Origin of the sequence: Streptosporangium brasiliense (genome assembly GCF_030811595.1) — a bacterium.
Lineage (GTDB): Bacteria > Actinomycetota > Actinomycetes > Streptosporangiales > Streptosporangiaceae > Streptosporangium > Streptosporangium brasiliense.
Window position 1 is genome coordinate 2,229,156 of record NZ_JAUSRB010000002.1, and the last position, 25,462, is coordinate 2,254,617.

Sequence of the window (25,462 nt, forward strand, 5' to 3'; positions counted from 1 at the left end):
CCCCGCCCCGCGGGGGGACTAACCTGATCGGTGATGTATCGATTCGTGTTCACGCAGGTCCTCAGCCGCTTCGACCCGGAGGCCGCGCACCACCTGACGCTCGGCGCGCTCCGCCTCCTGTCGGTGACGCCGGTGGTCAAGCGGCTGGTCCACCGCCGTCTCGCACCGCGCGACCCCGCCCTGCGCGTGCAGGCCTTCGGCGTGCACTTCCCCGGCCCGTTCGGGCTGGCGGCGGGCTTCGACAAGGACGCCGGCTGCGTGGAGGCCATGTCCGCGCTCGGCTTCGGCCATGTCGAGGTCGGTACGGTCACCGCGCACGCCCAGCCGGGCAACGCCAGGCCCCGGCTGTTCCGGCTGGTCCGGGACCGGGCGATCATCAACCGGATGGGCTTCAACAACGCCGGCGCGAGCGCCGCGGCCCGGGCGCTGAGCAGGCCCCGCGGCGTCCCGGCGATCGTCGGCGTCAACATCGGCAAGACCAAGGTCGTGCCCGAGTCCGAGGCCGTCCACGACTACGTGGCCAGCGCCAAGGAGCTGGCCCCGCTGGCCGACTACCTGGTCGTCAACGTCAGCTCGCCGAACACCCCCGGCCTGCGCGACCTCCAGGCCGTCGAGCTGCTGCGCCCGCTGCTCCAGGCGGTCAAGGAGGTCGCCGACGGCACCCCCAGGCGCACCCCGCTGCTGGTCAAGATCGCCCCCGACCTGGCCGACGGCGACGTGGACGCGGTCGCCGACCTGGCCCTGGAGCTCGGGCTCGACGGCATCATCGCGACCAACACCACGATCAGCCGCGAGGGCGTCTCCAGCACCGAGACCGGCGGCCTGTCCGGCCGTCCGCTGAAGGCCCGCTCGCTGGAGGTGCTGCGCCGGCTGCGCGCCCGGGTGGGCGACCGTCTGGTGCTCGTCTCCGTCGGCGGCGTCGAGGACGTGGACGACGTCTGGGAGCGCCTGCTCGCCGGGGCCACCCTGGTCCAGGGCTACAGCGCGATGATCTACGAGGGGCCCCTCTGGGCCCACCGCATCCATCGTGGGCTCTCCCGCCGGCTCCGCCGCCATGGCGTCGGCGACCTGCGTGAAATCATCGGCCGCACCGCGGGCTGAGTAATACCCTGGGTGGGTAACTCCCGGACATTGGAGGCGCGATGAGCGTGAGCACATATACCGTCACCGGCATGACCTGCGGCCACTGCGTCAGCTCGGTCAAGGAGGAGGTCGGCGAGGTCCCCGGCGTCACCGGGGTCGAGGTCGACCTGGGGAGCGGCCGGGTGGACGTCTCCGGCGACTCCCTCGACGACGCCGCGATCCGCGCCGCCATCGAGGAGGCCGGCTACCAGGTGGCCGGCTGACCGTGCGGGGCCGCGGCGTCCGGAGGCCGGGACCCCGCGTCCCGGCCGCAGGACGCCCCTGACGGCCCACTCCCGTACGGAGTGCTGCCCCGGACCCCTCCAAGGGCCTTCTCCCGTACGGCTCCCGCACGGCTCCCGTACGGCTCCCGCACGGCTCCCGCACGGCTCCCGTACGGCTCCCGCACGGCGCCGCCTGTGACGGGCGGGCCGTACGGTCACATGCTCGGCCGGGTGGAGTCCGCGAGGTGGGTCAGCTCCTCCAGGCGCTTCATGACCTCCTCCACCTTGACGGCCCCCGGGCGGTGCCGGCGGTGGCCGGCCCCGCCGAGCTGCCAGGGGCGCGGGCCGGTCAGCGGGCGATACTCGACCCCCAGCGCGTCCAGCCGGCCCAGGTGCCTTTCGAGCCGCGCGGCGAACCCGGGGCCGGCCGCGCCGGACCAGGCGACCTCGGCCAGCGCGCAGCCCCGGGGCCAGGCCCGGTAGTCCACCGCCCGCCCGTCGGGCAGGCGCTCGGTCCACAGCTGGAACTGCGCCCCGACGACACGCTCCCGCTGCCCGGCCGTCCACGACTCCGGCGCCGGGTCGAAGGCCGCGACGTCCGAGACGGTGATCGCCTCACCGATGGCGAGCGGCTCCTCCTCGGAGGCGGCCTCGGCGTAGTCGAAGTAGAGCGGGAAGACCGGTGTCTGCACCACGTCGTGCCCGGCCTCGGCGGCGCGCCGGGCCACTCCCGGCCCGCGCCACGGCATCACGATCGTGTCGGGCCGCAGCATGCCGCTGACGAACGCCTCGTCCCAGACGACCGCCCGGCTGCCCCGCTCGGCCAGCAGGTCCGCCAGCCTGCGCAGGAACCAGGCGTGCAGGTCGCTCAGGCTCTCCAGGCCGAGCTCCCGCCGGTAGGCGACGATCTCCGGCGCGGCGGCCCAGTCGTCGAGCACGCACTCGTCCCCGCCGACGTGCACGTAGGGCGTCTCGCCCAGCGCGCCGAGCATCTCGTCGATCACCGCGATCAGGAAGTCGACCGTCGGCGGGAGGGGGGACAGGATCGCGGGGGAGATGCCCCACCGGTCCAGCACGGTGAAGGGCTCGGGCTCCCGGCCGTCCGTGGCCCGCGCGTCGAGCGCGGGATAGGCCGCGAGGATCGCCGAGGCGTGTCCCGGCACGTCGATCTCGGGCACGATCGTCACGGCCCGCGCCCGGGCGTAGGAGGCGATCTCCGCGAGGTCGTCCAGCGTGTAGTAGCCGCCGTGCGGCACCTCGTCGAAGGCGGGCCCGTCCTCGCGCCGGCCGGTGGCCGTGCGCGGCCGGTGCGAGGCCACCTCGTGCAGCCTGGGGGCGATCCGGCTCTCGACCCGCCACCCCTGGTCGTCCACCAGGTGCAGGTGGAGCCGGTTCAGCTTGTGCGCCGCCATGAGGTCGACCATGCGGAGCACCTCGCGCTTGGGCATGAAGTGCCGTGCCACGTCGAGGTGGACCCCCCGCCAGGAGAACCGGGGCGCGTCCTCCACCCGGCAGGACGGAACGGTCCAGCCGGCCTGGGCGACGGTCCGGAACGCCGCGTCGGGCAGGAGCTGCCGCAGCGTCTGGCCCGCGTAGAACGCCCCCGCGCGGTCTCCGGCCGCGATCCTCACCTCCGCGGCCGTCACCTCCAGCCGGTAGGCCTCCGCGCCCAGCGACGCGTCCCGCTCCACCACGACGGCCCCCGCCTCCGCGGGGCGCAGGTCCAGTACGGCGAGCGCCGACCGCAGCCCGTCCACCAGCTCGGCGGGGCCGGAGACGGAGGTGCCGGGAGAGAGCGCGAAGGAGCCGGACGCGGGCTCGAAGACGGCAGGGAGCGGCAGGAGGTCAGTCATGCCTCAGATCATGCCAAGTTGGCCTAGACCACGCATTACTTGAGGTAGTTCTGCAGCCCGTCGGCGAGGGAGAGCGCCATCTTCTGCCGGAACGCCGGGTTCTGGAACTTGGCCGCGTCACCCGAGTTCCGCATGTTGCCGCACTCGACGAAGATCTTGGGAACCGTGGAGAGGTTCAGGCCGCCGAGGTCGTTGCGGAAGCTCAGGGCCTTGCTGCCGATGTAGGTGGAGTAGGGCATGCCGGCGACGGACTTGATGGAGTCGCGCACGTCGAGACCGAGCTCCCTGGAGGCGCCCACCACCGGGTCCACCGGACCGTTGATCTTCTTCGGGATGATCACGTGGAAGCCGTGGCCGGCCGGGGCCGCCCCGTCGGCGTGGACCGAGATCGCCGCGTCCGCCTTGGCCTTGTTACCGATCGCCGCCCGCTCGGTGATGCACGGGCCCACGCCGGAGTTGTTCGGGCGGGTCAGCTTCACCGTCGCGCCGCGCTCCCGGAGGATCTTGGCCAGGCGCTGGGAGACGTCCCAGGTGAAGGCGGCCTCGCTGTAGCCGTTGTTGGTGGCGGTGCCGGTGGTGTCGCAGGCCTTCCACTGGGTCAGGACGTTGACCTGCTTGTTGATCTTCGCGGGGAACTTGTAGTTGAGCCCGTTGTGGCCCGGGTCGACGACCACGACCTTGCCGCTCAGCGGCTTGGCCGGGGCCTTCCCACCCGCCGTGGTGACCGCGGCGGCCGGGGCCGCCTCGGTGGCCCGGGACACCGTCCGGGAGGTGGGCTCGCCGTTCCCCGCCGAGCCCGCGGTGGCGCCGCTGACGGTGCCGGCGGTGCCGCCGCAGGCGGCGGCGCTCAGGCCGCACAGGACAAGGGCCGCCGCGAATGCTTTGGTGGTCACGTTCATCCCCCTCGAAGGAAACCCGTCAACCATCCAACTTACGCGGCCCGGCGCCGTGGCCCGGCCGCAGTCACCAGACGTGTTCGCCGGCCTCCTGCTTCTGCAGCAGCGAGGCGAGCTCCCTGGCGTCCTCGGCGTCCAGTCCCAGGACCACGCGCGGACGCCCCCATGGATGGTCGATCGAATGGGCCACGTAACTCGCCACGGACTCGGCTCCGGCGTCGCCGTTCCGGCCTCGGGCGGCCCGCCAGTGCGCCCAGGCCCGCTCAAGCTCGGCCGCCGCGCGCTGAGCGCATGACACAAGTTCCGGATCACGCATTGTTACCCCCTCTCGTCACATCTGAGTCAACACCAGGGCTCCGCCGCCACTTCGATGCTTGACCTGAACTTGACGAGGTCCTAGGGCCCGCCTGGGCGTGCTGCAACGCTCCAGGCGGGCCCTTTACCCCTGGACGGGGCCCGTGCTGCGCCGTACGACGAGCCGGGGGGTGACCTGGCGCAGGCGCGAGGTCTTGCCCGGGTCGCCGATCCGGTCACTGAGCAGCGTCGCCGCCGAGCGGCCCATGGCGCGGCGGGGCTGGTCGACGGTGGTCAGCGAGATCGGCTGGGCCGCCGCGAGCTGGATGTTGTCGTAGCCGACCACGGAGAGGTCCTCGGGCACCCGCAGGCCCAGCTCGGCCGCGGCGGAGAGCACGCCCATGGCGACGGCGTCGTTGGCGGCGAAGATCGCGGTGGGCCGGGGGTCGCGGGTGAGCAGGCTCCGCGCGGTCAGCGCGCCGCCCTCCTCGGTGCACTCTCCCTGCTCGACCATGATGTACGGCGCCAGCGCGTGCCTGCGCATCGCCACCAGGTAGCCCTCGCACCGGAACCGTCCGGAGGAGGAGCGGGAGCCCTCGATGTGGGCGATCCGGCGGTGGCCGAGCTCCACGAGATGGTCGATGGCCAGGCGGGCGCCGAGCTGGTCGTCGTCCACGACGATGTCCACGCCGCCGAGGTCGATGTCGCGCTCGCCCACCACGACCGTCGGCGTGTAGCCGGTGGCCTCGATGAGCGTCTCGCTGGTGGGCGCGATGCCGAGCAGCACGAGCCCGTCGACCCGCAGCTCCAGGAACGCCTCGACCGCCTCGTCCTCGAAGGCCGGGTCCCACTGGCTGTTGCCGATGAGCAGCCGGAGGCCGTCGCCGTGCAGGCTCTCCTGCAGGCCGTCGAGGAACTCGGCGTAGAACGGGTTGTGCAGGTCGGCGACGAGCGCCCCGACCAGGTGGGTGCGGCCCTCGACCAGGCTGCGCGCGACCGCGTTGGGCCGGTAGCCGAGTTCTCTGGCCGCCTGCAGCACTGCCTGCCTGCGGTGCTCGCTGACGTGCGGCGAACCGCGTAGCACGAGCGACACCAGTGATTTGGAGACACCGGCCCGCTCGGCCACGTTGCGGATCGTGGGCCGTGGGCGTGGTCCGCCGCCGTCCGGTGAGACGGGCTCGGCGAACCCGCGGGCTCGGGTGACGGTGGTGTTGACCGGTGGTCCTGACATGGCTCTCCCCCGGGGTGGTGGATGGGCACCTGTCACTCAAAACGATCGAGTTCCGAATGGGGTACGGCTTCCGCCCAAGGGAACTCCGATCTTGACGTCACCGCCGCCGCGGACGGACTCCGATAGTGTGCGGACTGTGGGTTCGACATCCGGAGCTGCCAAGCAGGACAGACCTGCGGCGGAGGCCGCGCGACCGGCGCGGCGCAGGCTCAGCGTGGACCGGCGCCGCGAGGAGCTCATGGCGGCGGCCCTGGAGCTGTTCAGCAAGCGCGATGCCGAGGATGTCTCCATCGACGACGTGGCCTCGGCGGCCGGTGCGTCGCGGGCCCTGGTCTACCACTACTTCGGCGGCAAGCAGGAGCTCTACGTCGCCGCGCTGAAGAGCGCGGCGGCCGAGCTGGAGGCGCGCCTGCAGCCCCCGGGGGGCGGCCGGCCGCTCGACGACCTCGCCGGGGGACTGGGGCGCTACTTCGACTTCGTCGAGGAGCACGCGGCGGGGTTCGCCGCGCTGCTCAGGGGCGGCCCGGCCAATCGCAGCGGCGAGATCGGGGAGATCGTCGACAGTGTCCGGCACCGTCTGTTCCGCCTCATCATGAAACAGATGCGGGTCGACGAGCCGGGGCCCGCCCTCCGCATCACGCTGCGGTCGTGGATCGCCTCCGTCGAGACGGCTGGTCTCGACTGGCTGGAGCACCGGGACATCGGGCGCCCGGGGCTTGAGCGCATGCTGGTCGATCAGATGGTGGCGCTGCTCGGGGTGGCCGCGGAGCACGACGCGCAGGTCCGGCAGCTCCTTGAGGATCTGGTCCGCGAACACGCACCGTGACCGGCCGACCCTCCGGAGGCCGTGCCGGGCCGTGCCGGGGCGGCGCCGGACGGGCGACGCCGCTCCCCACAACAACCCGTTTGGCCTACGCGCTCACGTGGTGAGCGCGCGGCTGTTCCCCCCTGGGCCCGTGACGGCCCCCGTGTTATTCGGAACGCTGCTGTGGAATCCCCGCCAGCAGCGCGCGAACCTCGGTCTCCCGGTAGCGGCGGTGCCCACCCAGCGTGCGGATGGACGTCAACTTGCCGGCCTTCGCCCACCGTGTAACGGTCTTGGGATCGACGCGGAACATGGTTGCGACCTCCGCCGGGGTGAGCAGCGGCTCTGCCTCGGGTGTACGAGCTGACATTTGTGCGGCCTCTCCTCCATGTGGACCGGCGACAGCGATCCTGCGACTTGACGCTTGTCACGGATGTCCCCCTATGGCCCCTTGCGTGCGGCTGTTCGGACCATATGCGGCATCACCCGATGTGACCATACAGCCACGTAGAGCGATTGGCGAGTCTTTGAGTGACTCATCTCTCTTGTGCACCTGTTGTTGTCACGCTCGGTGATTCTAGCGACACGTTTCGTGGTATCGCAGTGAAAACGGCAAACTACTCAGTTCGTAGACGTGTCGCCGGTCATCGACCGAACTACTTATGCAGGTCAGAGGGATGATTTGCGACTCAGTTTGCTGATTCGAGAAGTTGTATTGATCGCCACCGGAGAATCACCCGCTGGTACATGGCGTAGGCCAACTCTTCCTCGCCGGTTTCCAGACCCGTGAGAGCGGCCGCGAGCTCGGCCACGGACTGGTCCGCCTGGAGCTTCTCGTCGTCCATGAGATGGACGATGCCGCCGTAGTCGAGCTCCACCAGCGAGTGCGGGTGGAACTCCTCCAGCCAGCGCGCCACCTCCTCGACCTCGGTGGCCACCGAGATCTCCCCCGCCTGCCTGCGGATGATCTGCAGGGCGCGGGCGCTGCGGCGCCGGGCGTGGGCCATGGAGGTGACGTAGATGAGGTTACGGGTGGTGACCGTGCCCCCGGGGCCGCGCCGTCCGTCGAGGACCAGCCAGCGCTCGTTGCCGTCGAAGGGCACGAACCACGACGTCGGAACGTGCCACGTCGAGGTCCGGATGTGGGTGCGCAGCGCCGCCGAGTCGCTGCGGCGTTTGAACCTGTCGAAGTCGTCGGCCGTCTGCTCGGCGATGGAGATCGGCACGAAGCGCTCCACCAACCTCGCCGGCGTCGTCCCGCGGAAGCGTGAGAAGGCCAGCCACGATCTCAGCCTGCTCTGCCAGGGGCAGACATAGAGCACGTCCTCTACGCGCCTGAGATAGGCGTTGGGGCTCTCCTGGGCGGGTGCGGGAGCGGGCGGGACCCCCAGGAGGCGGCGGACCGCCTCGCCGTGCTCGGCGTGGAGCGCGCTCGCGCGGCGGGGCCGGTCGGTCGCCTCGGCGTAGGCGGCCCACGAGACGCGTTCCGACGGGGTGAACGCGGTCAGGGGTTCGTAGACGCGGAGGTACGCGGCATAGGGCAGCACGTCCGCATCGTGTCACGAAGGACCTGCTGTTGTCCGGTATCGACCCCGTGCGAGCCGTGCCACCGCTTGTCCGTCTCGGCTGGTGAGAAGCGCCGCCGCCGGTCGCGTCTCGGGTAGTGAGAACGGTCCCTCGACGGCATCGTCCCGCCCGGAGTTGTGGTTACGCTGAGAGTGATCTCCGCCGCGATGGAGCGGCGGACCTGGCGACCGGGAGTCACCACCGTGACCGACGTCTTCGGGCTGTCTCACAAGGACACCAGCCCCGTAAGCGGCCAAGCCAAGCACGAGCAGGTCATCTTCTGCTCCGACGAGCGCAGCGGCCTCCACGCGATCATCGCGATCTACAACACCGCCCTCGGCCCGAGCCTCGGGGGCACCAGGTTCTATCCCTACGAGAGCGAGCAGGCCGCGCTGGCCGACGTCCTCAACCTCTCGCGGGCGATGGCCTACAAGAACGCCCTGGCCGGACTCGACCTCGGCGGCGGCAAGGCCGTCATCATCGGCGATCCGGCCACGGACAAGAGCGAGGCGCTGCTGCGCGCCTACGGCCGGTTCGTGCAGTCCCTCGGCGGCCGCTACTTCACCGCGTGCGACGTGGGCACCTACAGCGAGGACATGGACATCGTGGCCCGCGAGAGCTCCTACGTGACCGGCCGCACGGTCGCCCAGGGCGGGGCGGGCGACTCCTCGATCCTGACCGCCTACGGCGTGTTCCAGGGCATGCGGGCCGCGGCCGAGCACGTCTACGGCGCGTCGACGCTGCGCGGCAGGCGGATCGGCGTCGAGGGCGTGGGCAAGGTGGGTCACCGCCTGGTCGACCATCTCGTCGAGGACGGCGCCGAGGTCGTGATCTGCGACGTCAGCGAACAGGCGGTCGAGCGGGTCCGGAGCCGTCACCCCCAGGTCGAGGTCGTCGCCGACCAGGTGGAGCTCACCGCGGCCGGCATCGACGTCTACGCCCCCTGCGCGCTCGGCGGGGCGCTGGACGACGACACGGTCGCCCGGCTGCGCGCCGCGATCGTCTGCGGCGGGGCCAACAACCAGCTCGCCCACCCGGGCGTGGAGAAGGAGCTCGCCGACCGGGGCATCCTCTACGCGCCCGACTACGTGGTCAACTCCGGCGGCGTCATCCAGGTCGCGGACGAGATCCAGGGGTTCAACATGGAACGGGCCAAGGCAAAGGCGACCCAGATCTACGACACGACTCTCAAGATTTTCCGGGCGGCGGCGGAGGATGGCATCCCTCCGGCTGTCGCAGCCGATAGGCTAGCCGAACGCAGAATGTCGGAAGTCGGGCGAATTAGGGGCATTTGGCTAGGCCACTAGCCCCTCGCGCCCATACGGCGTACCGAGCCGGGCGTAAAACAGGTACGGTTGTAGTCGAACGAGAGCTGACGCCTCAAGTCAGGTGGCGTCAGTGCGTGGTGCGTTAGCGACGAGGGGTCGGGCACGACCCCACACGAGGGGGTCGAGCCAATGGGGCGCGGCCGAGCAAAGGCCAAGCAGGTCAAGGTTGCTCGCCAGCTGAAGTACAACAGCGGTGGCACTGATCTTGAGCGTCTTCGCGACGAGCTCGGAGTCAGAGACGACTCCAACCACAATGACGACGCCGACGACTCCTACGATGAACTGGCGGATCGGTATGCCGATTACGCCGATGACTTCGGTTCCGGAGACGACCGGGACGAAGGCGCGCCCGGCCGCCGCTAGGCGAGCTTCAGGTTGAGCACGAGCAGGACACCCGGTGGCTGAGAGCCGCCGGGTGTTTCTCCGCGCGGGTCGGTCTTTGAAAGCGCTCCGGTGAGCCGGGGCGCTTTTCGGCGTTCCCACCCCTGATCCGGAAGACGCGGCACGGCCGGACGCCGGGCGGTCCGCACCCGTGCCGAGGGGCGCCGGACGATGGTGACCGGCGCCCCGTGCGGCGGGCTAGCGGTAGTGCGCCCGGCCGGTGCCGGGGACGATCTCGCCGAGCACCCAGGCCGGCAGGTCGCGCTCCTTGAGCAGGGCCAGAGCCGGGTCGACGGCCTCCGGCGGGACGATCGCCGCCATCCCCACCCCCAGGTTGAAGGTGCGGTCCATGTCGGCCTGGGCCACCTTGCCGTGCCCCGCGAGCACCTCGAAGACGGCCGGCGGGGTCCAGGACGAGCGGTCCAGCAGCGCGTCCAGCGTCGGCGGCAGGGAGCGTGACAGGTTGCCCTCCAGGCCGCCGCCGGTGATGTGCGCGTAGGCGTGCACGTCGAGCGCGCGGGCCAGCTCCAGGCAGTCGAGGGAGTAGATCCTGGTCGGCTCCAGCAGCTCCTCGCCCAGGGTCCGGCCCAGCTCGGCGAGCTCGGCCTCCAGGGAGAGCCCGGCGAGCTTGATGATGTGCCGGACCAGCGAGTAGCCGTTGGAGTGCACGCCGGAGGAGGCCAGCGCCAGCACCACGTCGCCCTCGCGGACCCGGTCCCGGCCGAGCATCTTCTCGGCCTCGACCACGCCGGTGGCGGCGCCCGCCAGGTCGTACTCGTCGGCGCCCATCGCCCCGGGGTGCTCGGCCGTCTCGCCGCCGATCAGGGCGCAGCCCGCCAGACGGCAGCCCTCGGCGACGCCGCCCACGATCTCGGCGATCCGCTCGGGGACGACCTTCCCGCAGGCGATGTAGTCGGTCATGAACAGCGGCTCGGCGCCGCAGACCACCAGGTCGTCCACGACCATGCCGACCAGGTCGATGCCGATCGTGTCGTGCTTGCCGAGCGCCTGCGCCAGCATGACCTTGGTGCCCACCCCGTCGGTCGAGGTGGTCAGCAGGGGCCGCCGGTAGCCCAGCAGGGCCGAGGCGTCGAAGAGACCGGCGAAGCCGCTGGCGTCGTCGACGACCTCGGGCCGCCGGGACCGGGCGACCTTCGACTTCATCAGCTCGACGGCGCGCTCGCCCGCGTCGATGTCCACGCCGGCAGCTGCATAGCTGGTCACAGCTTGGCCTCCAGGACGTATTTGCCCACGTTGTCACGGTCGATGGCGATCGGATACACGCCGTCGAAGCAGGCTCGGCAGAGCCGCTCGGCGGGGATCGTGGTGGCCTGGGTCAGGCCCTCCAGCGAGATGTATCCGAGGGAGTCGGCGCCGAGCGAGGCACGGATCTCCTCCACGCTGAGCGAACCGGCGATCAGCTCGGCCCGGGTCGCGAAGTCGATGCCGTAGAAGCACGGCCAGGAGACCGGGGGAGAGGAGATCCGGACGTGGACCTCCCGCGCGCCGGCCTCACGCAGCATCTTGACGATCGCCCGCTGGGTGTTGCCGCGCACGATCGAGTCGTCCACGACGACCAGACGCTTGCCCGCGACGACTTCCTTCAGCGGGTTGAGCTTGAGCCGGATGCCGAGCTGGCGGATCGTCTGGGACGGCTGGATGAAGGTCCGGCCGACGTAGGAGTTCTTGACCAGGCCCTGGCCGTACGGGATCCCGCTCTCCTCGGCGTAGCCCACGGCGGCGGGGGTGCCGGACTCCGGGGTCGGGATGACCAGGTCGGCCTCGACCGGGTGCTCGCGGGCCAGCACGCGGCCGACCTCGACGCGGGTGCTCTGCACGCTGCGCCCGGCGATCGTGGTGTCGGGGCGGGCCAGGTAGACGTATTCGAACAGGCAGCCCTTGGGCTCGGCCAGCGCGAACTTGCGGGACCGCACGCCGCGCTCGTCGATGGTGATCAGCTCGCCGGGCTCGATCTCCCGGACGAAGGTGGCGCCCACGATGTCGAGGGCGGCGGTCTCGGAGGCGACGACCCAGCCGCGCTCCAGCCGGCCCAGCACCAGCGGGCGGATGCCCTGCGGGTCACGGGCCGCGTAGAGCGTCTTCTCGTTCATGAAGACGAGCGAGTAGGCGCCCTTGACCTGCGGCAGGAGCTCGGCGGCGGCGTCGTCGATGGACTGGCTGCGGTCCTGGGCCAGCAGCGACGCCAGGACCTCGGTGTCGGTGGTCGCCCTGGTCGCGCCCGGGGCCAGGCGCCGGGCCAGCTCCGGAGTGTTGATCAGGTTTCCGTTGTGGGCGAGCGCGAGCCCGCCGTCCTCGGTCGAACTGAGCGTCGGCTGGGCGTTCTCCCAGACGCTCGACCCGGTGGTCGAGTAGCGGCAGTGACCGACGGCCAGGTGGCCGCGGAGGGTCCCGAGGATCGACTCGTCGAAGACCTGGGCCACCAGGCCCATGTCCTTGTAGACGAGGATCCGGCTGCCCTCGCTGACCGCGATGCCCGCGGATTCTTGACCGCGGTGCTGCAACGCGTACAGCCCGTAGTAGGTGAGTTTGGAGACTTCCTCCCCTGGTGCCCAGACGCCGAAGACGCCACATGCGTCCTTCGGGGGCCGGTCATGGGGATCAAGGTCATGGCTCAGATGGCCGTCGCCCTTCAGCACGTGCTTCAGTCTAGGTCGGCCTCTTCGCTGCTCGCACCCCGGGGCCAGGTCTACCGTTGTCCCACTTTGGCCGAACAATCGTCGGGGTTTTGCCGTGTCGGTCTGTTTCATCGCATGGCGGCGGGGGAGTGTGAGGTATCCGGCATGCCTATGCGTCGGGAGAACAGACGTGACAACACCTGAGGACCCTAACCAGCCTGACCCGCGGCGCGAGCCCCGGGACCGGCGATCCGAGCAGGAGGGGACGGGTCCGGAGTCCTCCGGAATCTCCGAAGACGCGGCCGTTCCGAGCGAGCCGGCCGCCCCCGGCTCCGACCAGACCGTTTTCCGCCCGGATGACCCCTCCACGTGGTCGGCGCCCGATCCCGCCGAGACCCCACGTCCGTCGCCCGAACCCACGTCCTCAAGCGGGCAGCCCCCGTCCGGGCCCGCCGGTCCCTCCGCCCAGCCACCATCTGAGCCGGTGTCGCCGTCCGAGCGCGTGACGCCGTCCGAGCCGGTGTCGCCGTCCGAGCGCGTGACGCCGTCCGAGCCGGTGTCGCCGTCCGAGCGCGTGACGCCGTCCGGAGGATGGCCGTCGGAGCCCGTCGCCCAGGCCGGGCGGTGGCCGTCGGAGCCCGAGGAGCCGGAGGAGCCCGCCCCGTGGTCCCCCCGGCCCGCCGGTCCCGGCGAGACCCCGCCGGGGCAGCCGGTCTCCACGCCCGAGGAGCCGGTGCTGCCGGGACATCCGGACGTGCCCACCGCGCCGGAGGTCCCCAAGCCGGTCCAGGCGGACCCGGACGCCACCGAGACGTTCGAGCCGCCGGTCACCCCGGGGGCGGAGGCTCCGCCCGCCTACCCGGTCCCGGGCGCCACCCCGCCCGCCTACCCGGGCTGGGAGAGCGCCTCGGAGGGGACGACCTCGGGCGGGGACGACAGGGGTGGGGAGGGCGCGGCCGTGCCGCCGAGCGCCGCCCAGCCCTCACGCTACGACCCGCCGACGCCTTCCGAGGGGTTCCCCTCGACCCCGCGGCGCGCTCCCGAGCAGCCCGTCGGCGGCTCCCAGCCCGAGCCGCCGCCAGGCGGCCCGTACGGCGCCGCTCCCGGCGAGCGGCCCGGACCCGCCGGGGAGGAGCCCTCCGCCGGAGACGTCTCCGGCGGCGCCTACGGCGCTCCGCCCTACACCGGCGTCCACGCCGCCCGGCCGGAGGAGCCGGTCGATCCGTCCCGGCAGCCGCCCCCCACCCCACCGGCCGGCGGCCCGTCCTACCCGTCCCAGGCCGGCCCGTCCTACCAGCCGGGTCAGCCGTACCAGCCCGGCCAGCCGTACCAGGGGCCGCCCCCGGGAGGCCCCGCCTATCCGGGCACACCGTACCCGGCCTATCCGGGGCAGGAAGGGCCGCGCAAGGAGGGCGGCGGGCTCGGCACCACGGCGCTGGTGCTCGGCATCGTGAGCCTCTTCCTGCTCGTCGTGTGCGGCCTGGGCGCGCTGACGGCCGTCGTCGGACTGATCATCGGCATCGTCGCGGTGGCCAAGAACTCCAACCGCGGCCGCGCCTGGGTGGGCATCGCCCTGAGCGCCCTGACCCTGATCATCGCCGTGGTCCTGCTGGCCTGGCTCTACAGCAAGATCGGTGACTGTGCGAACCTGCCTCCCGAGCTCCAGCAGCGCTGCATCGAGGACAAGTTCGGCGTCCAGACCTGAGCCTGTTCCGCGGAGCGCGCCGCCCGCCGCGCTGTCCCCGGGCTGCCGGCACCGGCCCGGGACGGCGGGGCCCTCGGGAACGGCGCCGGTCCGGGGCGCCGGGCGGGCGGCTACGGCACCGGCAGGTGCTCCGACAGGTCGGCCCGGGCGCCGCTCGCGGCGACCTTCCCGGCCGCCACCGCCTCGGCCCACGCCAGCCGTCCGGTGGCCAGCTCCAGCCAGGTCCGCGCGTCGGTCTCCACCACGTTGGGCGGGGTGCCCCGCGTGTGCCTGGGGCCCGCCACGCACTGCACCGCCGCGTACGGGGGGACGCGGACCTCGACGGTCCGGCCGGGCGCGGCCTCGGCCAGGCGGTCCAGCAGGTGCCGTACGGCGAAGCGCGCGATCTCCCGCTCCGGACGGATCTGCCGCCCGTAGGCCCGCAGGACCACCGGCACACAGGCCGCCAGCAGCGCCGGAAGGTCGCCGGGCCCGTCGTAGGACGGCTCGTCGAGTGCGGTCAGTTGGGCGTCCAGCGCGGCGCGGACCTTGGCGGGATCGGGCTTGTGAGGTGGCACGCACTCCATCATGCCCGTCCGGGGCCACGGCTGATTGCGACATATGGTTCATCACACGGGCAAACGTCGTTCACCGCAGGTTCTACTTGTCCACATAGCGTCTCGGCCGGAACGACCGCGCACACCCTTGGAGGACCCTGTGGCGAACCTGTCGCCGCGCAGACCGCTCCCGCTGCTCATGAGCCCCCACAAGGGTGGACGTAGCGCGCTCACCTGCCAGTTCCGGTGCGGCAACCAGTGCGCCCACGACGTGCTGAACACCAGCGACAACGCCTACTTCGGCGACGTGGTCGCCGAGGCGATGTCCCGGCGGGGCGTGCTGCGGGCCGGCGCGCTCGGCGCGCTCGCGGCCGGCGTGGGGATCGCCACGGCGGCCCCGGCCGCCGCCGACCCGGACCCGGAGGCGGCGCAGGCCGCCCTCTCCGGCGGCGACCGCCACGGCGGCGCCCCCCGCTTCACCGCCGTCCCGCCGAACACCGACGACAAGGTGACGGTCCCCGAGGGCTACGAGGCGGCGCCCGTGGTCCGCTGGGGCGACCCGGTGCTGCCCGACGCCCCGGCCTTCGACTTCGAGAACCAGACCGCCGCCGCGCAGGCCGCCCAGTTCGGCTACAACTGCGACTTCGTGACGTTCTTCCCGCTGGGACAGCAGCGCGGCCTGCTCTGGGTGAACCACGAGTACACCGACGAGAACCTGATGTTCCGCGGTTACAAGGGCGGCGACACCGCGACCGAGGAGCAGATCAAAATCGCGCTGGCCGCGCACGGCGGCTCGGTGGTCGAGGTCGAGCGGGCGGGCCGGTCGGGCCGGTGGACGCTGGTCACGCGGGGCCGCCGCCGCTACAACCGGCGGGTCACCGCGCAGACCCCGATGGCCTTCAGCGGCCCGGCCGCCGGGAGCGACCTGCTGAGGACCGCCGCCGACCCGGCGGGCACCAGGCCGATCGGCATGCTCAACAACTGCGCCGGCGGCACCACCCCGTGGGGGACGGTGCTGAGCGGCGAGGAGAACTTCAACCAGTACTTCGTCAACGGCAACGGCGTGCCCGAGACGCAGAAGCCGTCCCTCACCCGCTACGGCGTGAGCGCCACGGTCGGCATCCCGAGCGGCAACCGCCGGTTCGACCGGGTCGAGGAGCGCTTCGACCTGGCCAAGCACCCCAACGAGGTCAACCGGTTCGGCTGGATCGTGGAGATCGACCCGTTCGACCCCGACTCCACCCCGGTCAAGCGCACCGCCCTCGGCCGGCTGGCCCACGAGGGCGCCACCACCTCGCTGGCCAGGGACGGCCGGGTCGTGGCCTACATGGGAGACGACTCCCGCTTCGAGTACGTCTACAAGTTCGTCTCGAAGAAGCGCTACATCCCCGGCTTCGACCGGCACAACCGGACGCTGCTGGACGAGGGCACGCTGTATGTGGCCAGGTTCACCGGCGACAGCCCGGCCGCCGAGATCGACGGCACCGGCAAGCTCCCCGCCGACGGCCGCTTCGACGGCTCCGGCGAGTGGATCCCGCTGGTCACCGGGGACGTCTCGCACGTGCCGGGGATGTCCGCCCAGGAAGTCCTCGTCTACACCCGCCTGGCGGCCGACAAGGTCGGCGCGACCAAGATGGACCGTCCCGAGGACGTGGAGCGCAACCCGGTCACCGGCGGCGTCTACGTCGCCCTGACCAACAACTCCAACCGGACCCCGGCCCAGGTGGACGAGGCCAACCCGCGCCCGTCGAACAAGCACGGCCACATCCTGGAGATCACCGAGCGCCGTGACGACGCCGGCGCCACGACCTTCGCCTGGTCCCTGCCGCTGGTCTGCGGCGACCCCGGCGACCCCTCGACCTACTTCGGCGGGTTCGACAAGACCAAGGTCTCGCCGATCTCCTGCCCGGACAACGTCACCTTCGACGCCGACGGCAACCTCTGGATCTCCACCGACGGCAACCAGCTCGGCGCCAACGACGGCCTGTTCGTGATGCCGGTCCGCGGCTCCGAGCGCGGCCACCTCCGCCAGTTCCTGAGCGTCCCGGTCGGCGCCGAGACCTGCGGTCCGCTGGTCAGCCCCGACCAGCGCAGCGTCTTCGTGGCCGTCCAGCACCCCGGCGAGACCAACGGGGCCACCCCGGAGGCCCCCACCAGCCACTGGCCCGACGGCGGCACCAGCCAGCCCCGCCCGTCCGTCGTGGTGGCCTGGCACCGACAGGGCAAGAAGATCGGCTCCTGATCTCTCCGGTGCCGCCCGCGCCGGGCGCGGGCGGCACCTCCGGCCTGTCTCACGCCACCGGTACGGCGGGGCGCTCGACGGCGGTCCCCGGGCTCTCCTGGATCTCCTGGCTCTTGGGGGTCCGGGGGGTCCGCAGGGAGAACAGGCTGACCGGCACGCCCACCAGCACGATGGCCGCCGCGATGACCAGGGTGGACTGGTAGGCGGAGAGGAAGGCCGCCGGCGGCCCGGCTCCGTCCTGGAGGAGGGAGGTCTGCCGGCCGCTGAGGATCGCCCCGAGAACGGTGATCCCGAGCAGGCCGAAGATCTCCCGCGAGACGTTCAGGACGCCCGCGGCCACCCCGGCGCGGCCGGTGGGCAGCGTGCCCAGGACGGCCGTGGTGAGCGGCACCAGCAGCCCGCCGCCCAGCCCGTAGACCAGGAACCACGGCAGCAGGTCCCCGAACGCGCCGCCCTCACCGACGAAGGAGATCCCGAACACCGCCACGGCCATCAGCAGGAGCCCGGCGGCCACGGTCCGCGCGGTCCCGAGTACGGCGCTGATCCGCGGGGCCAGGGCCGCGGTCACGGCCATCACCAGCGCCATGGGCACGAACGAGATCCCGGCCTCCATCGGTGAGAAGCCCAGCGCGTTCTGCAGGTACAGCGCGGTGAAGAAGTAGATCCCGAACACCCCGAACGACCACAGCCCCATCGACAGCGCGCCCCCGCTGAAGACCCGGGACCGGAACAGCGACAGGTCGATCATCGGCTCCCGGCTCCTGATCTCGATCACCACGAACGTCGCGGCCGACGCCACCGCGAGGCCGAACGCGCCCAGGATCTCCGGCGAGGTCCAGCCCGCGCCGTCGCCCTCGATGAGCGCGTACGTCAGCGCGGACAGCGCCAGGCTGGACGTCACCAGCCCCGAGACGTCCAGGCCGTGCCGTACCCGGTCCTGCGGGGCCACCCTGATCGCCCACAGCCCGAGCGCGAAGGTCAGGGCCCCGAGCGGCACGTTGATCAGGTAGATCCAGCCCCAGTCCCACCGTTCGCTGATGAACCCGCCGGTCAGCGGGCCGAGGGCCAGGGCCAGCGCGCCGACCGCGCTCCACAGCCCGACCGCCGTCGCGCGCTCCCGGGGGTCGGGGAAGACCGAGGTGAGCAGGGCGAGCGCGGTGGGCGTCAGGAAGGCGGCGCCGACGCCCTGCGCCGCACGGGCGGCGATCAGGGCGGTGCCGTCCGTGGCCAGCCCGGCGGCGAGCGACGCCACCGTGAACACCCCGAGGCCGATCATGAAGATCCGCCGCCGTCCGAAGACGTCCGCCAGGCGCCCGCCGACCAGCATCAGCCCGGCGAAGACCAGGATGTAGCCGCTCACGATCCATTCCAGCCCCGAGATGCTCAGCCCCAGGTCCCGCTGGATCGTGGGCAGCGCGACGTTGACCACGTTGTTGTCCAGATAGGTCATGAAAGTGGCCAGCGAGATCGCTCCCAGCGCCCACCACTTGCGGTTATCCGTCACTCCGACTCCCTCTACGGTGTACTTGTACGGCGTACATGTACGGTGGATAGTGGAACGTGTACGGCGTATAGTTGTCAAGCGTGATGGGAAAACTGACCCGTGAGGCCGTCGTCGAGCAGGCACTGGAGATCGGCTCGGCCGAAGGTCTCCAGGCCGTGACCATCAGGCGACTGGCCCAGGAGCTCGGGGTGACCCCGATGGCGCTCTACTGGCACTTCAAGAACAAGGAACAGCTGATCATCGGGATGGCCGACCACCTGATCGAGGGGTTCGTGGTCACCGGGGACCCCGCCAGGCCGTGGCAGGAGCAGCTCCGCGAGCTGGTCATCGGCCTGATCAAGGTGCTGCGGCGCTACCCGTGCGCGGCGCCCGTGCTGGAGGAGGTGGACCACATGGCCGTGCCGAGTTTCCTGCGGGTGTGGGACACCGCCCTCGGCCTGTGCGAGCGGGCGAGGTTCTCCCCCGAGGAGAGCTGCCTGATCTCGAAATACCTGCTCCAGGGCGCGATCGCCCTGGCCGCCGGCCCGATGAACCGCCGTCCCGGCATGTCGGAGCCGGACGCGGCCGAGCGCCTGCGCCTCAAGCGCGTCACCCTCCAGTCGCTGCCGCCGGACACCTACCCGCACATCGTGAAGATGGCCGCCCCCCTCGCCGAGGGCGGCCCGGCCGAGCTCTACGACACCTTCGGCGTCGACATCCTGACGGCCGGCGTCGAGGCCATGGCGGCCCGCCTCCTCGCCGCCCGGACCCCGGGCTGACCGGACCGTGCGGGCCGTACGGTGACCGGACCGTGCGGCGGGCGGGCCGTACGGTGACCGGACTCCTCGCCGCCCGGACCCCGGGCTGACCGGACGGTGCGGCGGGCCGGGCGGGTGACGCCCGGCCCCGGGTGACGGAGCAATCAGGCGGCTGGCAGATGGGGACCCGGCCCCGTAACTTGATCGACATGACTGATCGTCCGTTTGAACTCGTCTGCGAGGTCGAGCCGCCGACCCGCCCCGACCTCAAGCATGTCCGGCACCAGATCGGCACGCTCAGCAAGATCGCGCACTCGTTCCTGATCCCGGACAACCACATCGGCCGGGCCACGGTCTCCAGCGTCGCCGTCGCGCACGAGGTCCAGGCGATGGGCGGGAGCAGCATCGCGTGCCTCAACTCCCGTGACCGCAACCTGCTGGGGTTCCGCCGCGATCTGCTCACCGCCGCCGCCTACGGGGTCGACCAGTTCCTGTTCATCTACGGGGACAAGCCCGGCTCGGGCAACCGGACCAGTGACCTCACCGTGCGCTCGATGATCGACGAGGTGCGCTCCCTCGGTGAGGATCCCGCCTTCGCCCAGACACCCGCCTTCCGGGTCGGCACCGCCGCCGCGCTGCGTCCGCTGCCCGCCTGGAAGCGCGCGGCCGACTTCATGTTCGTCCAGGTCAGCTTCTCGGTCGAGGCGCTGCTCCGGTGGCGTGAGGCCAACCCCGTGGACGTGCCGGTCTACGCGGGGGTGATGGTCATCGCCAGCGAGAACCACGCCCGCCGCCTGGCCGCCGCGATCCCCGACATCGACATCCCCGCCGACCTGGTGGAGCGGGTCGCGGCCGACCGCCTCGCCGGCGTCGAGGCCGCCTGCGAGCAGGTGCTGCGCATCCGTGACTCGGGCGCCTTCGACGGCGTCCACCTGATCCCGGTGGCCCGCTACCGCGAGGTCGAGTCCCGGCTGAGCGGCGCCCTCTGAGCACGGCCCCGGTCAGTCGAAGAACTGGCCGATGTCGAACCTGCGCACCTGGAGGGGGACGGAGTAACGGCTGATCACCCGGATCTTCCTGATCCGGGTCTGTTCGTCGATGGTGACCTTCACGCACTTCATGCAGACCTCGTGACGTCCCGGGAGGGCGTAGTAGGAGATGGAGACGGCGCGGCGTCCGAGGCCCCTGTCGGACAGCCCCAGCCCCACCTCCCGGTAGATCCGCGTCGAGCCCTTGAGGGTGAACGCGGTGGAGCCGATGATCGCGTGGTTCGAGGTAGGGGGGCAGTGCACGAATATCCGGACGTTGTTGTTCTGGCGGGGCCACTCCGGCAGGACCCGGAGCGACGTGCGGTTCTTCAGCTCGGCGGGGATGTGGTCGCCGGTGACCGCCCCGATGCCCGCCGGTGGCGGGGTGACCGCCCCGATGCCCGCCGGTGGCGGGGTGACCGCCCCGATGCCCGCCGGTGACGGAGGGGAGGCCGTGGCCGGGAGACCCGGGCCCATCACGAGAGCGGCGGTCACTCCCAACCCGATGACGGAACGCACCTGCTCCTCCTGCCGGACGGACGCCCGGGCGCCGGCGGCAGGTGCCCGCCGGGCGACGGAGCGCGGGTGACGGGGGAGGGATGGCTGAGGCGGTCCCGGTGGGACCGCTCTGACCAGGTTGTCGATCTCATTATGCCGACCGCGTCGCGCCGGGCGGGACGCCACGCTGAGGCGGCCGCCCGCCACGCCGGCCCGGAGGACGGGGCGGCGCGCCGATGCGGGAGTCCGCCCCGCCGGGCCCGCTACCGCGGAGCCGGGTCCTGTCCGGGCGGCGCGGCCCGCGCCCGGGCCAGCGCGGACATCAGGGCGCCCACGAGGGCGACGGCGAACAGGACGGCGTAGGTCTTCCGGAAGCCGTCCATGAGCTGGTCCACCGCGACAGGGGACATGCGTGACAGCGTGCCCTCGTAGACCTGGCCGCGCAGCTCGGCGCTGACCGAGCTGGTCAGGACGCTCAGGGTGAGGGCGACGCTGAGCACGATCCCGACATTCATGATCATCAGCCGGAAGCCGTTCACCAGACCGAGGCTCCCGGCCGGCAGGGCGGTCATGACCTGGGTGGTGTTGCCGGTGAGGAAGGTGCCGCTGCCGCAGCCGCACAGGAACAGGCCCACCCCGATGATCCAGTACGGCGTGGCGGGGTCGGTGTTCAGGGCCAGGACGCCGAGCCCCGCCGCGCTCAGCAGCGAGCCCCCGACCGACAGCGCGTAGGGGGCGACGCGGCGGCCGAGGGAGCCCGCGGACGGGGAGGCCAGGGCCATGCCGACCGGGACCGGGAGCACGCCCAGGGCGGCGGTGACGGCGTCGACGCCCCTGGCCGCCTGGAAGTAGAGGGCGGCGAGCAGGATCAGCGCCGCGCGGGCCAGCGCGTTGCAGAACGAGGCGAGGTTGGCGAAGGCCAGCATGCGCTCACCGAAGAGCCGCACGTTGAGCACGGGGTGCGACGCCCTGCGCTCCACGATGATCAGGGCCGGGACGAGGGCCACCGAGACGGCGGCGCCGACGATCACGGTCGGGCTGGACAGGCCCCGCGAGCCCGCCTCGGAGAGGGCGATGAGCGCGGCCGACAGCATGGCGAAGACGATCAGGTTGCCGGAGGCGTCCACCGGCTCGCGTGGCCCCCGGGCGACCCGGCGGAGGGTGAAGGAGCCCCAGACGAAAGCGATCAGCCCGGCGGGCACGTTCACCCAGAAGATCCACTGCCAGCCGGCGGTCTCGGCGATCAGTCCGCCCAGGGTCGGGCCGGCGAGCTGGGCGACCGAGAGGGTGCCGATGTAGACGCCCATGCCCTGGCTGAGGCGGTCGGGCGGGAAGGCGTCGGTGATCATCACGGTCCCGTTGGCCAGGATCATGGCGGCTCCGACGGCCTGCACCGCCCGCATCGCGATCAGGAACCAGACGCCGGGCGACAACCCCGCCAGCAGCGATCCCACCGTGAAAAGGGCGAACCCCGCGAGGTATACCTCCCTACGGCCGAGCAGGTCGGCCACCCGGCCGAAGAACACCAGGGTCGCGGTGTTGACGAGCAGGAACGCCAGCAGGATCCATCCCGCGGCGAACGCGTCGGCGTGGAAGTGCCTGACCACGGCGGGGAGTGCGACGTTCAGGGTGCTCCCGGAGATGCCGATCAGCACCAGGCCGAGGCTGGTGACCGAGCAGACCCGCCACGCGTAACGGAGCCTGGAGACGTATTCGGGGGAGCCGGGCAGGTCCTGGGGGATGGAGACCATGCGCCCCAGTCTGACGCACGCGGCCCCCGGCCCCGAGGGAGATCGGCCGCCGGGCACACGCCCCGGTAGACCGGTCGCGTGTCCATATCTATGTCCGGCCGCCTGACGGCCTGACGGTCCAACCGCCTGGCTGCCTGGCCGGCGGGGACGGCCGCGCTGAGGCAGTCCACCGGGGTGCGGTACCCCGGTGGACGGACGGTCTCAGCGGGCCCTTCTGCGGAGGCCCTCCATGTCATGGATGATCACTCGGCGGCGGCCGGTCTCGATCAGGCCGCGGTCCCGCAGCGAGCGCAGCGCCTTGCTGACCGCCTCGCGGGAGGCCCCGGTCCAGCCGGCCAGCTCGTCCTGGGAGAGCGGCAGCGTCACCCGCACCCCGCCGTTGACCGGCTCGCCGTACCGCTCGGCCAGCTCGACCAGCCGGGTCGCCACCCGGCCCGTGGTGTCGAACGCGCCGTACTCGATCCGCTTGCGGTCGGAGTCGCGCATCTTGCCGATCAGCGTCCGCATGAGCAGTACGGCCACCCGGCCGTGCTCCTGCAGGTAACCGGAGAAGTCGCGGACCGCGATCCCCTCGACCGGCTCCAGCGCGGTGACCGTGGCCGACCTGGGCAGGCCGTCCAGGGCGGCGAACTCGCCGAGCAGCGCGCCCGGCCCGCGTACGGCCAGGATCACCTCGGTCCCGCCGGCGGTGTGCGAGGAGACCTTGACCCGGCCGGACGTCAGCAGGAGCACCCAGTCGGCGACGTCGCCCTCGGTGCACACCACCGCACCCCGGTCCCAGCGCCGGGGACGGCCGGCCGCGTGCAGCGCGGTGACCTCGTCGGCTGTGAGCAGGCTGGCGAACTCGCCCGGCTCGGGGGTAGGGCTCACGGGCACCTCCTGGCGATGTCGGTTGCGGGCTGTGCGGGCTGTGCGGAGCGGGCTGTATGAGCTGCGCGGGCTGTACGGCTGTCGCGGACGACGGACCGCTAGGGCAGGCCGGACAGCACGTACGCGTGGACGGGCTGTTCCTTGCCCTTGAGGGAGAGCTCGCCCAGGGAGCGGACCCTGGGACGGGGGGCGATCTGGTCGAGGGTGCTCTGGCCGATCACGACGGTACCGGGTTCGGCGATGCCCTCCAGCCGGGCGGCCACGTTCACGCAGTCGCCCATCGCGTTGAACCCGCGCAGCTCGGGGCTGCCGATGTTGCCGACCAGCGCGAGGCCGGTGTTGATCCCGATCCTGAACCGGGGGTAGCCCGCCGTCCCGGCGGCGATCTCCTCGGCCGCCTCCTGCATGGCCAGGGCCGCCCTGGCCGCGGCGGTGGCGTGCCCCGGCTGCGGGGCGGGCGCGTTGAACAGCGCCAGCAGCGCGTCTCCCACGAACTGCACGATCGTGCCCCCGTGGCTGAGGATGATGGGCACGGCCGCCGTGTGATAGCGGTTCAGCATCTCGACGATCTCCCCGGGCGCGGACCGTTCGGAGAAGCTCGTGAAGCCCTTCAGGTCGGCGAAGAGCGCGGTCAGCTCGACCAGCTCGCCGCCGAGCGCCGCCGTCCGGGGGTCGGCCAGCAGGGAGTTGGCCACGTCCGGGGACATGTACTGCCGGAACAGGGTGGACAGCTCCTGGTAGAGCCGGGCGTTCTCCAGGGCGATGGACAGCTGGCCCGCCAGCGTGGCGGCGAGCGCCTCGTCCTGCGGGGTCCTGCCCACCGGCACCTCCAGCGCGCCGGCGAGCTGTCCCTTCACGGTCAGCGGATGGACGACCGCGCCGCCGAGCCGGACGGGCTCGCCGCCGGGGAAGTCCGCCGGGCCGTACTCCCTGGACCCCATGGCGACCCGCCCGTCCGCCACCAGCGTCATGCGCACGTCGCCGTAGGCCTGCCGTACCCGGTCCAGGGCCTGGGTCAGCAGCTCCCGCTCGGGCAGTCCCACGCGGGCCTGCCTGCCCGTGTCGACCAGGGCGGCCAGCCGTTCGGACAGCTCGCGCTCGTTGGCCAGCGCCTCGCCGGCCCGGTCGAGCACCGCCGCCTGCCCCTCGGTGAGCCCGAACTTGCCCGCCAACCTCGTCGCGACCGGGACCCTGGTCTCGGCCCGGCGCCGGAGATGGCCGACGAGCTCCTCCAGGGCGTCTTCGTACTCGGCCCTGATCCTCAGAACGGTCGCCGACAGGGCTACCGAGTCGAACACTCCCGCGCCGGTGCCCTCCCGCCGGAACTGCAGGTGGGCGCTGTAGGCGACGAACACGAAGGCCAGGGTCAGCAGCAGGTGCCACAGCCACCACGACATGTGCCAGTTGTGGCGGAACATCCCGGCGACCATCGCCTCGGCGAGCAGCGCGTAGGCGGTGATGAGGCTGACCAGCATGGCGGCCGGACGCCTGCGGTGGAGCCGGAACATCATCACGGCCGCCACCGAGTAGAGGGCGACCCCGGCCAGCTCGGCCCCTCCGAGACCGGCGCCGGCCCCGGGAGCCGGGGCGCTCAGCGCGGTGAGGCCCGGCACCAGCGAGGCGGCACCCCAGAGAGCGAGCAGCGCGGCGAGCCCGCCGCGGAGCCAGATCTGCGCTCCCAGCACGGCCCGGGCCGCCCGCTCGCTGAGCGGCAGGGCCGAGACGGCCGCGAAGACCGAGGCGACGAGGAGTCCGACCGGCTGGGAGAGGTCGAAGCCGTAGGTCCCCTTCCCAAGGATGATCTTCGGCGTGGCCAGGCCGTGCATCAGGAAGAAGCCCGCGCTGCTCAGGAAGACCAGCGAGACCAGCAGCAGCCGGGCGTCGGCCCGCCGGGCCGACGCCTGACCGATCATGACGCCCAGGACCACGTTGATCCCCGCCACGGCGATGATCAGCCAGAAATGGCTGAGGTTGTCATGCCACTTACCGTTCAGGTCGTCATGGTTGGCCAGCAGCAGCCAGAGCCCGAGCATGGGCAGTGCCAGGTGGATCGCCCAGACCACCGCGCGGACCGGCTGGGTCGCCGGAGGGAGATACGGCTCGGACCTGGGGCGCTCCTCGGTCGAGGTGCTCATGAGATCGTTCGTCGGCACGGGTGGCCTCCGTGTCTGGGGATCCCGGCGGGCTCCCTGTCGCGTCCGTCCACACCCATCGGGCGGGATTCCCCCGAACGGTCCGATTATCGCGCACCGGGC

The 25,462-nt window shown here is 72.0% G+C and carries 23 protein-coding genes; 9 read left to right on the forward strand and 14 right to left on the reverse strand.

Annotated elements, in window-relative coordinates; translation table 11 throughout:
- Positions 1 to 33 precede the first annotated feature (33 nt).
- Complete coding sequence (locus J2S55_RS19075; RefSeq protein WP_306862628.1) at positions 34 to 1,101, forward strand: quinone-dependent dihydroorotate dehydrogenase; 1,068 nt, start codon at positions 34 to 36, stop codon at positions 1,099 to 1,101.
- Between the two features lie 41 nt (positions 1,102 to 1,142).
- Positions 1,143 to 1,346, forward strand: coding sequence for a heavy-metal-associated domain-containing protein (locus J2S55_RS19080; RefSeq protein WP_306862631.1), 204 nt, complete (start codon positions 1,143 to 1,145; stop codon positions 1,344 to 1,346).
- 215 nt (positions 1,347 to 1,561) lie between these two features.
- Here the strand turns inward: J2S55_RS19080 and J2S55_RS19085 are convergent, their stop codons facing one another.
- The 4 genes from J2S55_RS19085 to J2S55_RS19100 form a co-directional block, all read right to left on the reverse strand.
- A complete protein-coding gene (locus J2S55_RS19085) occupies positions 1,562 to 3,199 on the reverse strand; it encodes a beta-N-acetylhexosaminidase (RefSeq protein WP_306862634.1) in 1,638 nt (545 codons plus the stop codon).
- A 35-nt stretch (positions 3,200 to 3,234) separates the two neighbouring features.
- Positions 3,235 to 4,092, reverse strand: a complete 858-nt coding sequence (locus tag J2S55_RS19090; protein ID WP_306862638.1) for an N-acetylmuramoyl-L-alanine amidase — start codon at positions 4,090 to 4,092, stop codon at positions 3,235 to 3,237.
- A gap of 70 nt (positions 4,093 to 4,162) precedes the next feature.
- On the reverse strand, positions 4,163 to 4,411 hold the full coding sequence (locus tag J2S55_RS19095) for a hypothetical protein (RefSeq protein WP_306862640.1): 249 nt from the start codon (positions 4,409 to 4,411) through the stop codon (positions 4,163 to 4,165).
- Between the two features lie 123 nt (positions 4,412 to 4,534).
- Positions 4,535 to 5,620: a LacI family DNA-binding transcriptional regulator gene (locus J2S55_RS19100; RefSeq protein WP_306862643.1), complete on the reverse strand. Its 1,086-nt coding sequence runs from the start codon at positions 5,618 to 5,620 to the stop codon at positions 4,535 to 4,537.
- A gap of 136 nt (positions 5,621 to 5,756) precedes the next feature.
- Here J2S55_RS19100 and J2S55_RS19105 point away from each other — a divergent pair, with 136 nt between their 5' ends.
- The gene (locus J2S55_RS19105) at positions 5,757 to 6,446 is read left to right on the forward strand and encodes a TetR/AcrR family transcriptional regulator (protein ID WP_306862645.1); all 690 of its coding nucleotides are present in this window, start codon (positions 5,757 to 5,759) and stop codon (positions 6,444 to 6,446) included.
- 145 nt (positions 6,447 to 6,591) lie between these two features.
- Here the strand turns inward: J2S55_RS19105 and bldC are convergent, their stop codons facing one another.
- Together bldC and J2S55_RS19115 are read right to left on the reverse strand one after the other, a co-directional pair.
- Positions 6,592 to 6,795 carry a developmental transcriptional regulator BldC gene (gene bldC / locus J2S55_RS19110; protein ID WP_013133571.1) on the reverse strand — a complete coding sequence of 68 codons (204 nt, stop codon included), beginning with the start codon at positions 6,793 to 6,795 and terminating at the stop codon, positions 6,592 to 6,594.
- Between the two features lie 319 nt (positions 6,796 to 7,114).
- Positions 7,115 to 7,972, reverse strand: a complete 858-nt coding sequence (locus J2S55_RS19115) for a DUF8083 family protein (RefSeq protein WP_306862724.1) — start codon at positions 7,970 to 7,972, stop codon at positions 7,115 to 7,117.
- Positions 7,973 to 8,194: 222 nt separating this feature from the next.
- Here J2S55_RS19115 and J2S55_RS19120 point away from each other — a divergent pair, with 222 nt between their 5' ends.
- Positions 8,195 to 9,298 carry a Leu/Phe/Val dehydrogenase gene (locus tag J2S55_RS19120; protein ID WP_306875479.1) on the forward strand — a complete coding sequence of 368 codons (1,104 nt, stop codon included), beginning with the start codon at positions 8,195 to 8,197 and terminating at the stop codon, positions 9,296 to 9,298.
- A 150-nt stretch (positions 9,299 to 9,448) separates the two neighbouring features.
- Complete coding sequence (locus J2S55_RS19125) at positions 9,449 to 9,682, forward strand: DUF3073 domain-containing protein (RefSeq protein ID WP_306862727.1); 234 nt, start codon at positions 9,449 to 9,451, stop codon at positions 9,680 to 9,682.
- A 216-nt stretch (positions 9,683 to 9,898) separates the two neighbouring features.
- On the opposite strand, the gene purM is transcribed toward J2S55_RS19125, so the two are convergent.
- Both purM and purF read right to left on the reverse strand, forming a co-directional pair.
- Positions 9,899 to 10,924, reverse strand: coding sequence for a phosphoribosylformylglycinamidine cyclo-ligase (gene purM / locus J2S55_RS19130; RefSeq protein ID WP_306862730.1), 1,026 nt, complete (start codon positions 10,922 to 10,924; stop codon positions 9,899 to 9,901).
- A complete protein-coding gene (gene purF / locus J2S55_RS19135) occupies positions 10,921 to 12,357 on the reverse strand; it encodes an amidophosphoribosyltransferase (protein ID WP_306862732.1) in 1,437 nt (478 codons plus the stop codon). The genes purM and purF overlap by 4 nt, the downstream gene beginning before the upstream one ends.
- 463 nt (positions 12,358 to 12,820) lie before the next feature.
- Here purF and J2S55_RS19140 point away from each other — a divergent pair, with 463 nt between their 5' ends.
- The gene (locus J2S55_RS19140; protein WP_306862735.1) at positions 12,821 to 14,041 is read left to right on the forward strand and encodes a hypothetical protein; all 1,221 of its coding nucleotides are present in this window, start codon (positions 12,821 to 12,823) and stop codon (positions 14,039 to 14,041) included.
- Positions 14,042 to 14,151: 110 nt separating this feature from the next.
- On the opposite strand, the gene J2S55_RS19145 is transcribed toward J2S55_RS19140, so the two are convergent.
- Positions 14,152 to 14,607 (reverse strand): sterol carrier family protein, encoded by a 456-nt coding sequence (locus J2S55_RS19145; RefSeq protein WP_370879787.1) that lies wholly within the window; start codon positions 14,605 to 14,607, stop codon positions 14,152 to 14,154.
- 169 nt (positions 14,608 to 14,776) lie between these two features.
- Between J2S55_RS19145 and J2S55_RS19150 the strand changes: the two genes are divergently transcribed.
- Entirely contained in the window at positions 14,777 to 16,819 is a 2,043-nt protein-coding gene (locus J2S55_RS19150) for a PhoX family protein (RefSeq protein WP_306875481.1), read from the forward strand.
- Between the two features lie 49 nt (positions 16,820 to 16,868).
- Here J2S55_RS19150 and J2S55_RS19155 read toward each other — a convergent pair whose 3' ends face one another.
- On the reverse strand, positions 16,869 to 18,323 hold the full coding sequence (locus J2S55_RS19155) for an MFS transporter (RefSeq protein WP_306862740.1): 1,455 nt from the start codon (positions 18,321 to 18,323) through the stop codon (positions 16,869 to 16,871).
- Between the two features lie 83 nt (positions 18,324 to 18,406).
- Between J2S55_RS19155 and J2S55_RS19160 the strand changes: the two genes are divergently transcribed.
- Complete coding sequence (locus J2S55_RS19160; RefSeq protein ID WP_306875484.1) at positions 18,407 to 19,081, forward strand: TetR/AcrR family transcriptional regulator; 675 nt, start codon at positions 18,407 to 18,409, stop codon at positions 19,079 to 19,081.
- 188 nt (positions 19,082 to 19,269) lie between these two features.
- On the forward strand, positions 19,270 to 20,049 hold the full coding sequence (locus tag J2S55_RS19165; RefSeq protein WP_306862743.1) for a methylenetetrahydrofolate reductase: 780 nt from the start codon (positions 19,270 to 19,272) through the stop codon (positions 20,047 to 20,049).
- A 12-nt stretch (positions 20,050 to 20,061) separates the two neighbouring features.
- Here J2S55_RS19165 and J2S55_RS19170 read toward each other — a convergent pair whose 3' ends face one another.
- The 4 genes from J2S55_RS19170 to J2S55_RS19185 all read right to left on the reverse strand — a co-directional run bounded on the left by J2S55_RS19170 (position 20,062) and on the right by J2S55_RS19185 (position 25,360).
- Positions 20,062 to 20,607: a hypothetical protein gene (locus tag J2S55_RS19170; RefSeq protein ID WP_306862746.1), complete on the reverse strand. Its 546-nt coding sequence runs from the start codon at positions 20,605 to 20,607 to the stop codon at positions 20,062 to 20,064.
- Positions 20,608 to 20,849: 242 nt separating this feature from the next.
- Positions 20,850 to 22,337 (reverse strand): MFS transporter, encoded by a 1,488-nt coding sequence (locus J2S55_RS19175; protein ID WP_306862749.1) that lies wholly within the window; start codon positions 22,335 to 22,337, stop codon positions 20,850 to 20,852.
- Between the two features lie 201 nt (positions 22,338 to 22,538).
- The gene (locus tag J2S55_RS19180; RefSeq protein WP_306862752.1) at positions 22,539 to 23,207 is read right to left on the reverse strand and encodes a Crp/Fnr family transcriptional regulator; all 669 of its coding nucleotides are present in this window, start codon (positions 23,205 to 23,207) and stop codon (positions 22,539 to 22,541) included.
- A gap of 98 nt (positions 23,208 to 23,305) precedes the next feature.
- Positions 23,306 to 25,360, reverse strand: coding sequence for an adenylate/guanylate cyclase domain-containing protein (locus tag J2S55_RS19185; protein WP_306862754.1), 2,055 nt, complete (start codon positions 25,358 to 25,360; stop codon positions 23,306 to 23,308).
- Positions 25,361 to 25,462: the final 102 nt, after the last annotated feature.

Coding starts and splice junctions, on each gene's coding strand:
- J2S55_RS19075 (WP_306862628.1), top strand. CDS start 34: ATGTATCGATTCGTGTTCACGCAGGTCCTCAGCCGCTTCGACCCGGAG.
- J2S55_RS19080 (WP_306862631.1), top strand. CDS start 1,143: ATGAGCGTGAGCACATATACCGTCACCGGCATGACCTGCGGCCACTGC.
- J2S55_RS19085 (WP_306862634.1), bottom strand. CDS start 3,199: ATGACTGACCTCCTGCCGCTCCCTGCCGTCTTCGAGCCCGCGTCCGGC.
- J2S55_RS19095 (WP_306862640.1), bottom strand. CDS start 4,411: ATGCGTGATCCGGAACTTGTGTCATGCGCTCAGCGCGCGGCGGCCGAG.
- J2S55_RS19100 (WP_306862643.1), bottom strand. CDS start 5,620: ATGTCAGGACCACCGGTCAACACCACCGTCACCCGAGCCCGCGGGTTC.
- bldC (WP_013133571.1), bottom strand. CDS start 6,795: ATGTCAGCTCGTACACCCGAGGCAGAGCCGCTGCTCACCCCGGCGGAG.
- J2S55_RS19125 (WP_306862727.1), top strand. CDS start 9,449: ATGGGGCGCGGCCGAGCAAAGGCCAAGCAGGTCAAGGTTGCTCGCCAG.
- J2S55_RS19145 (WP_370879787.1), bottom strand. CDS start 14,607: ATGGAGTGCGTGCCACCTCACAAGCCCGATCCCGCCAAGGTCCGCGCC.
- J2S55_RS19150 (WP_306875481.1), top strand. CDS start 14,777: ATGAGCCCCCACAAGGGTGGACGTAGCGCGCTCACCTGCCAGTTCCGG.
- J2S55_RS19160 (WP_306875484.1), top strand. CDS start 18,407: ATGGGAAAACTGACCCGTGAGGCCGTCGTCGAGCAGGCACTGGAGATC.
- J2S55_RS19165 (WP_306862743.1), top strand. CDS start 19,270: ATGACTGATCGTCCGTTTGAACTCGTCTGCGAGGTCGAGCCGCCGACC.
- J2S55_RS19175 (WP_306862749.1), bottom strand. CDS start 22,337: ATGGTCTCCATCCCCCAGGACCTGCCCGGCTCCCCCGAATACGTCTCC.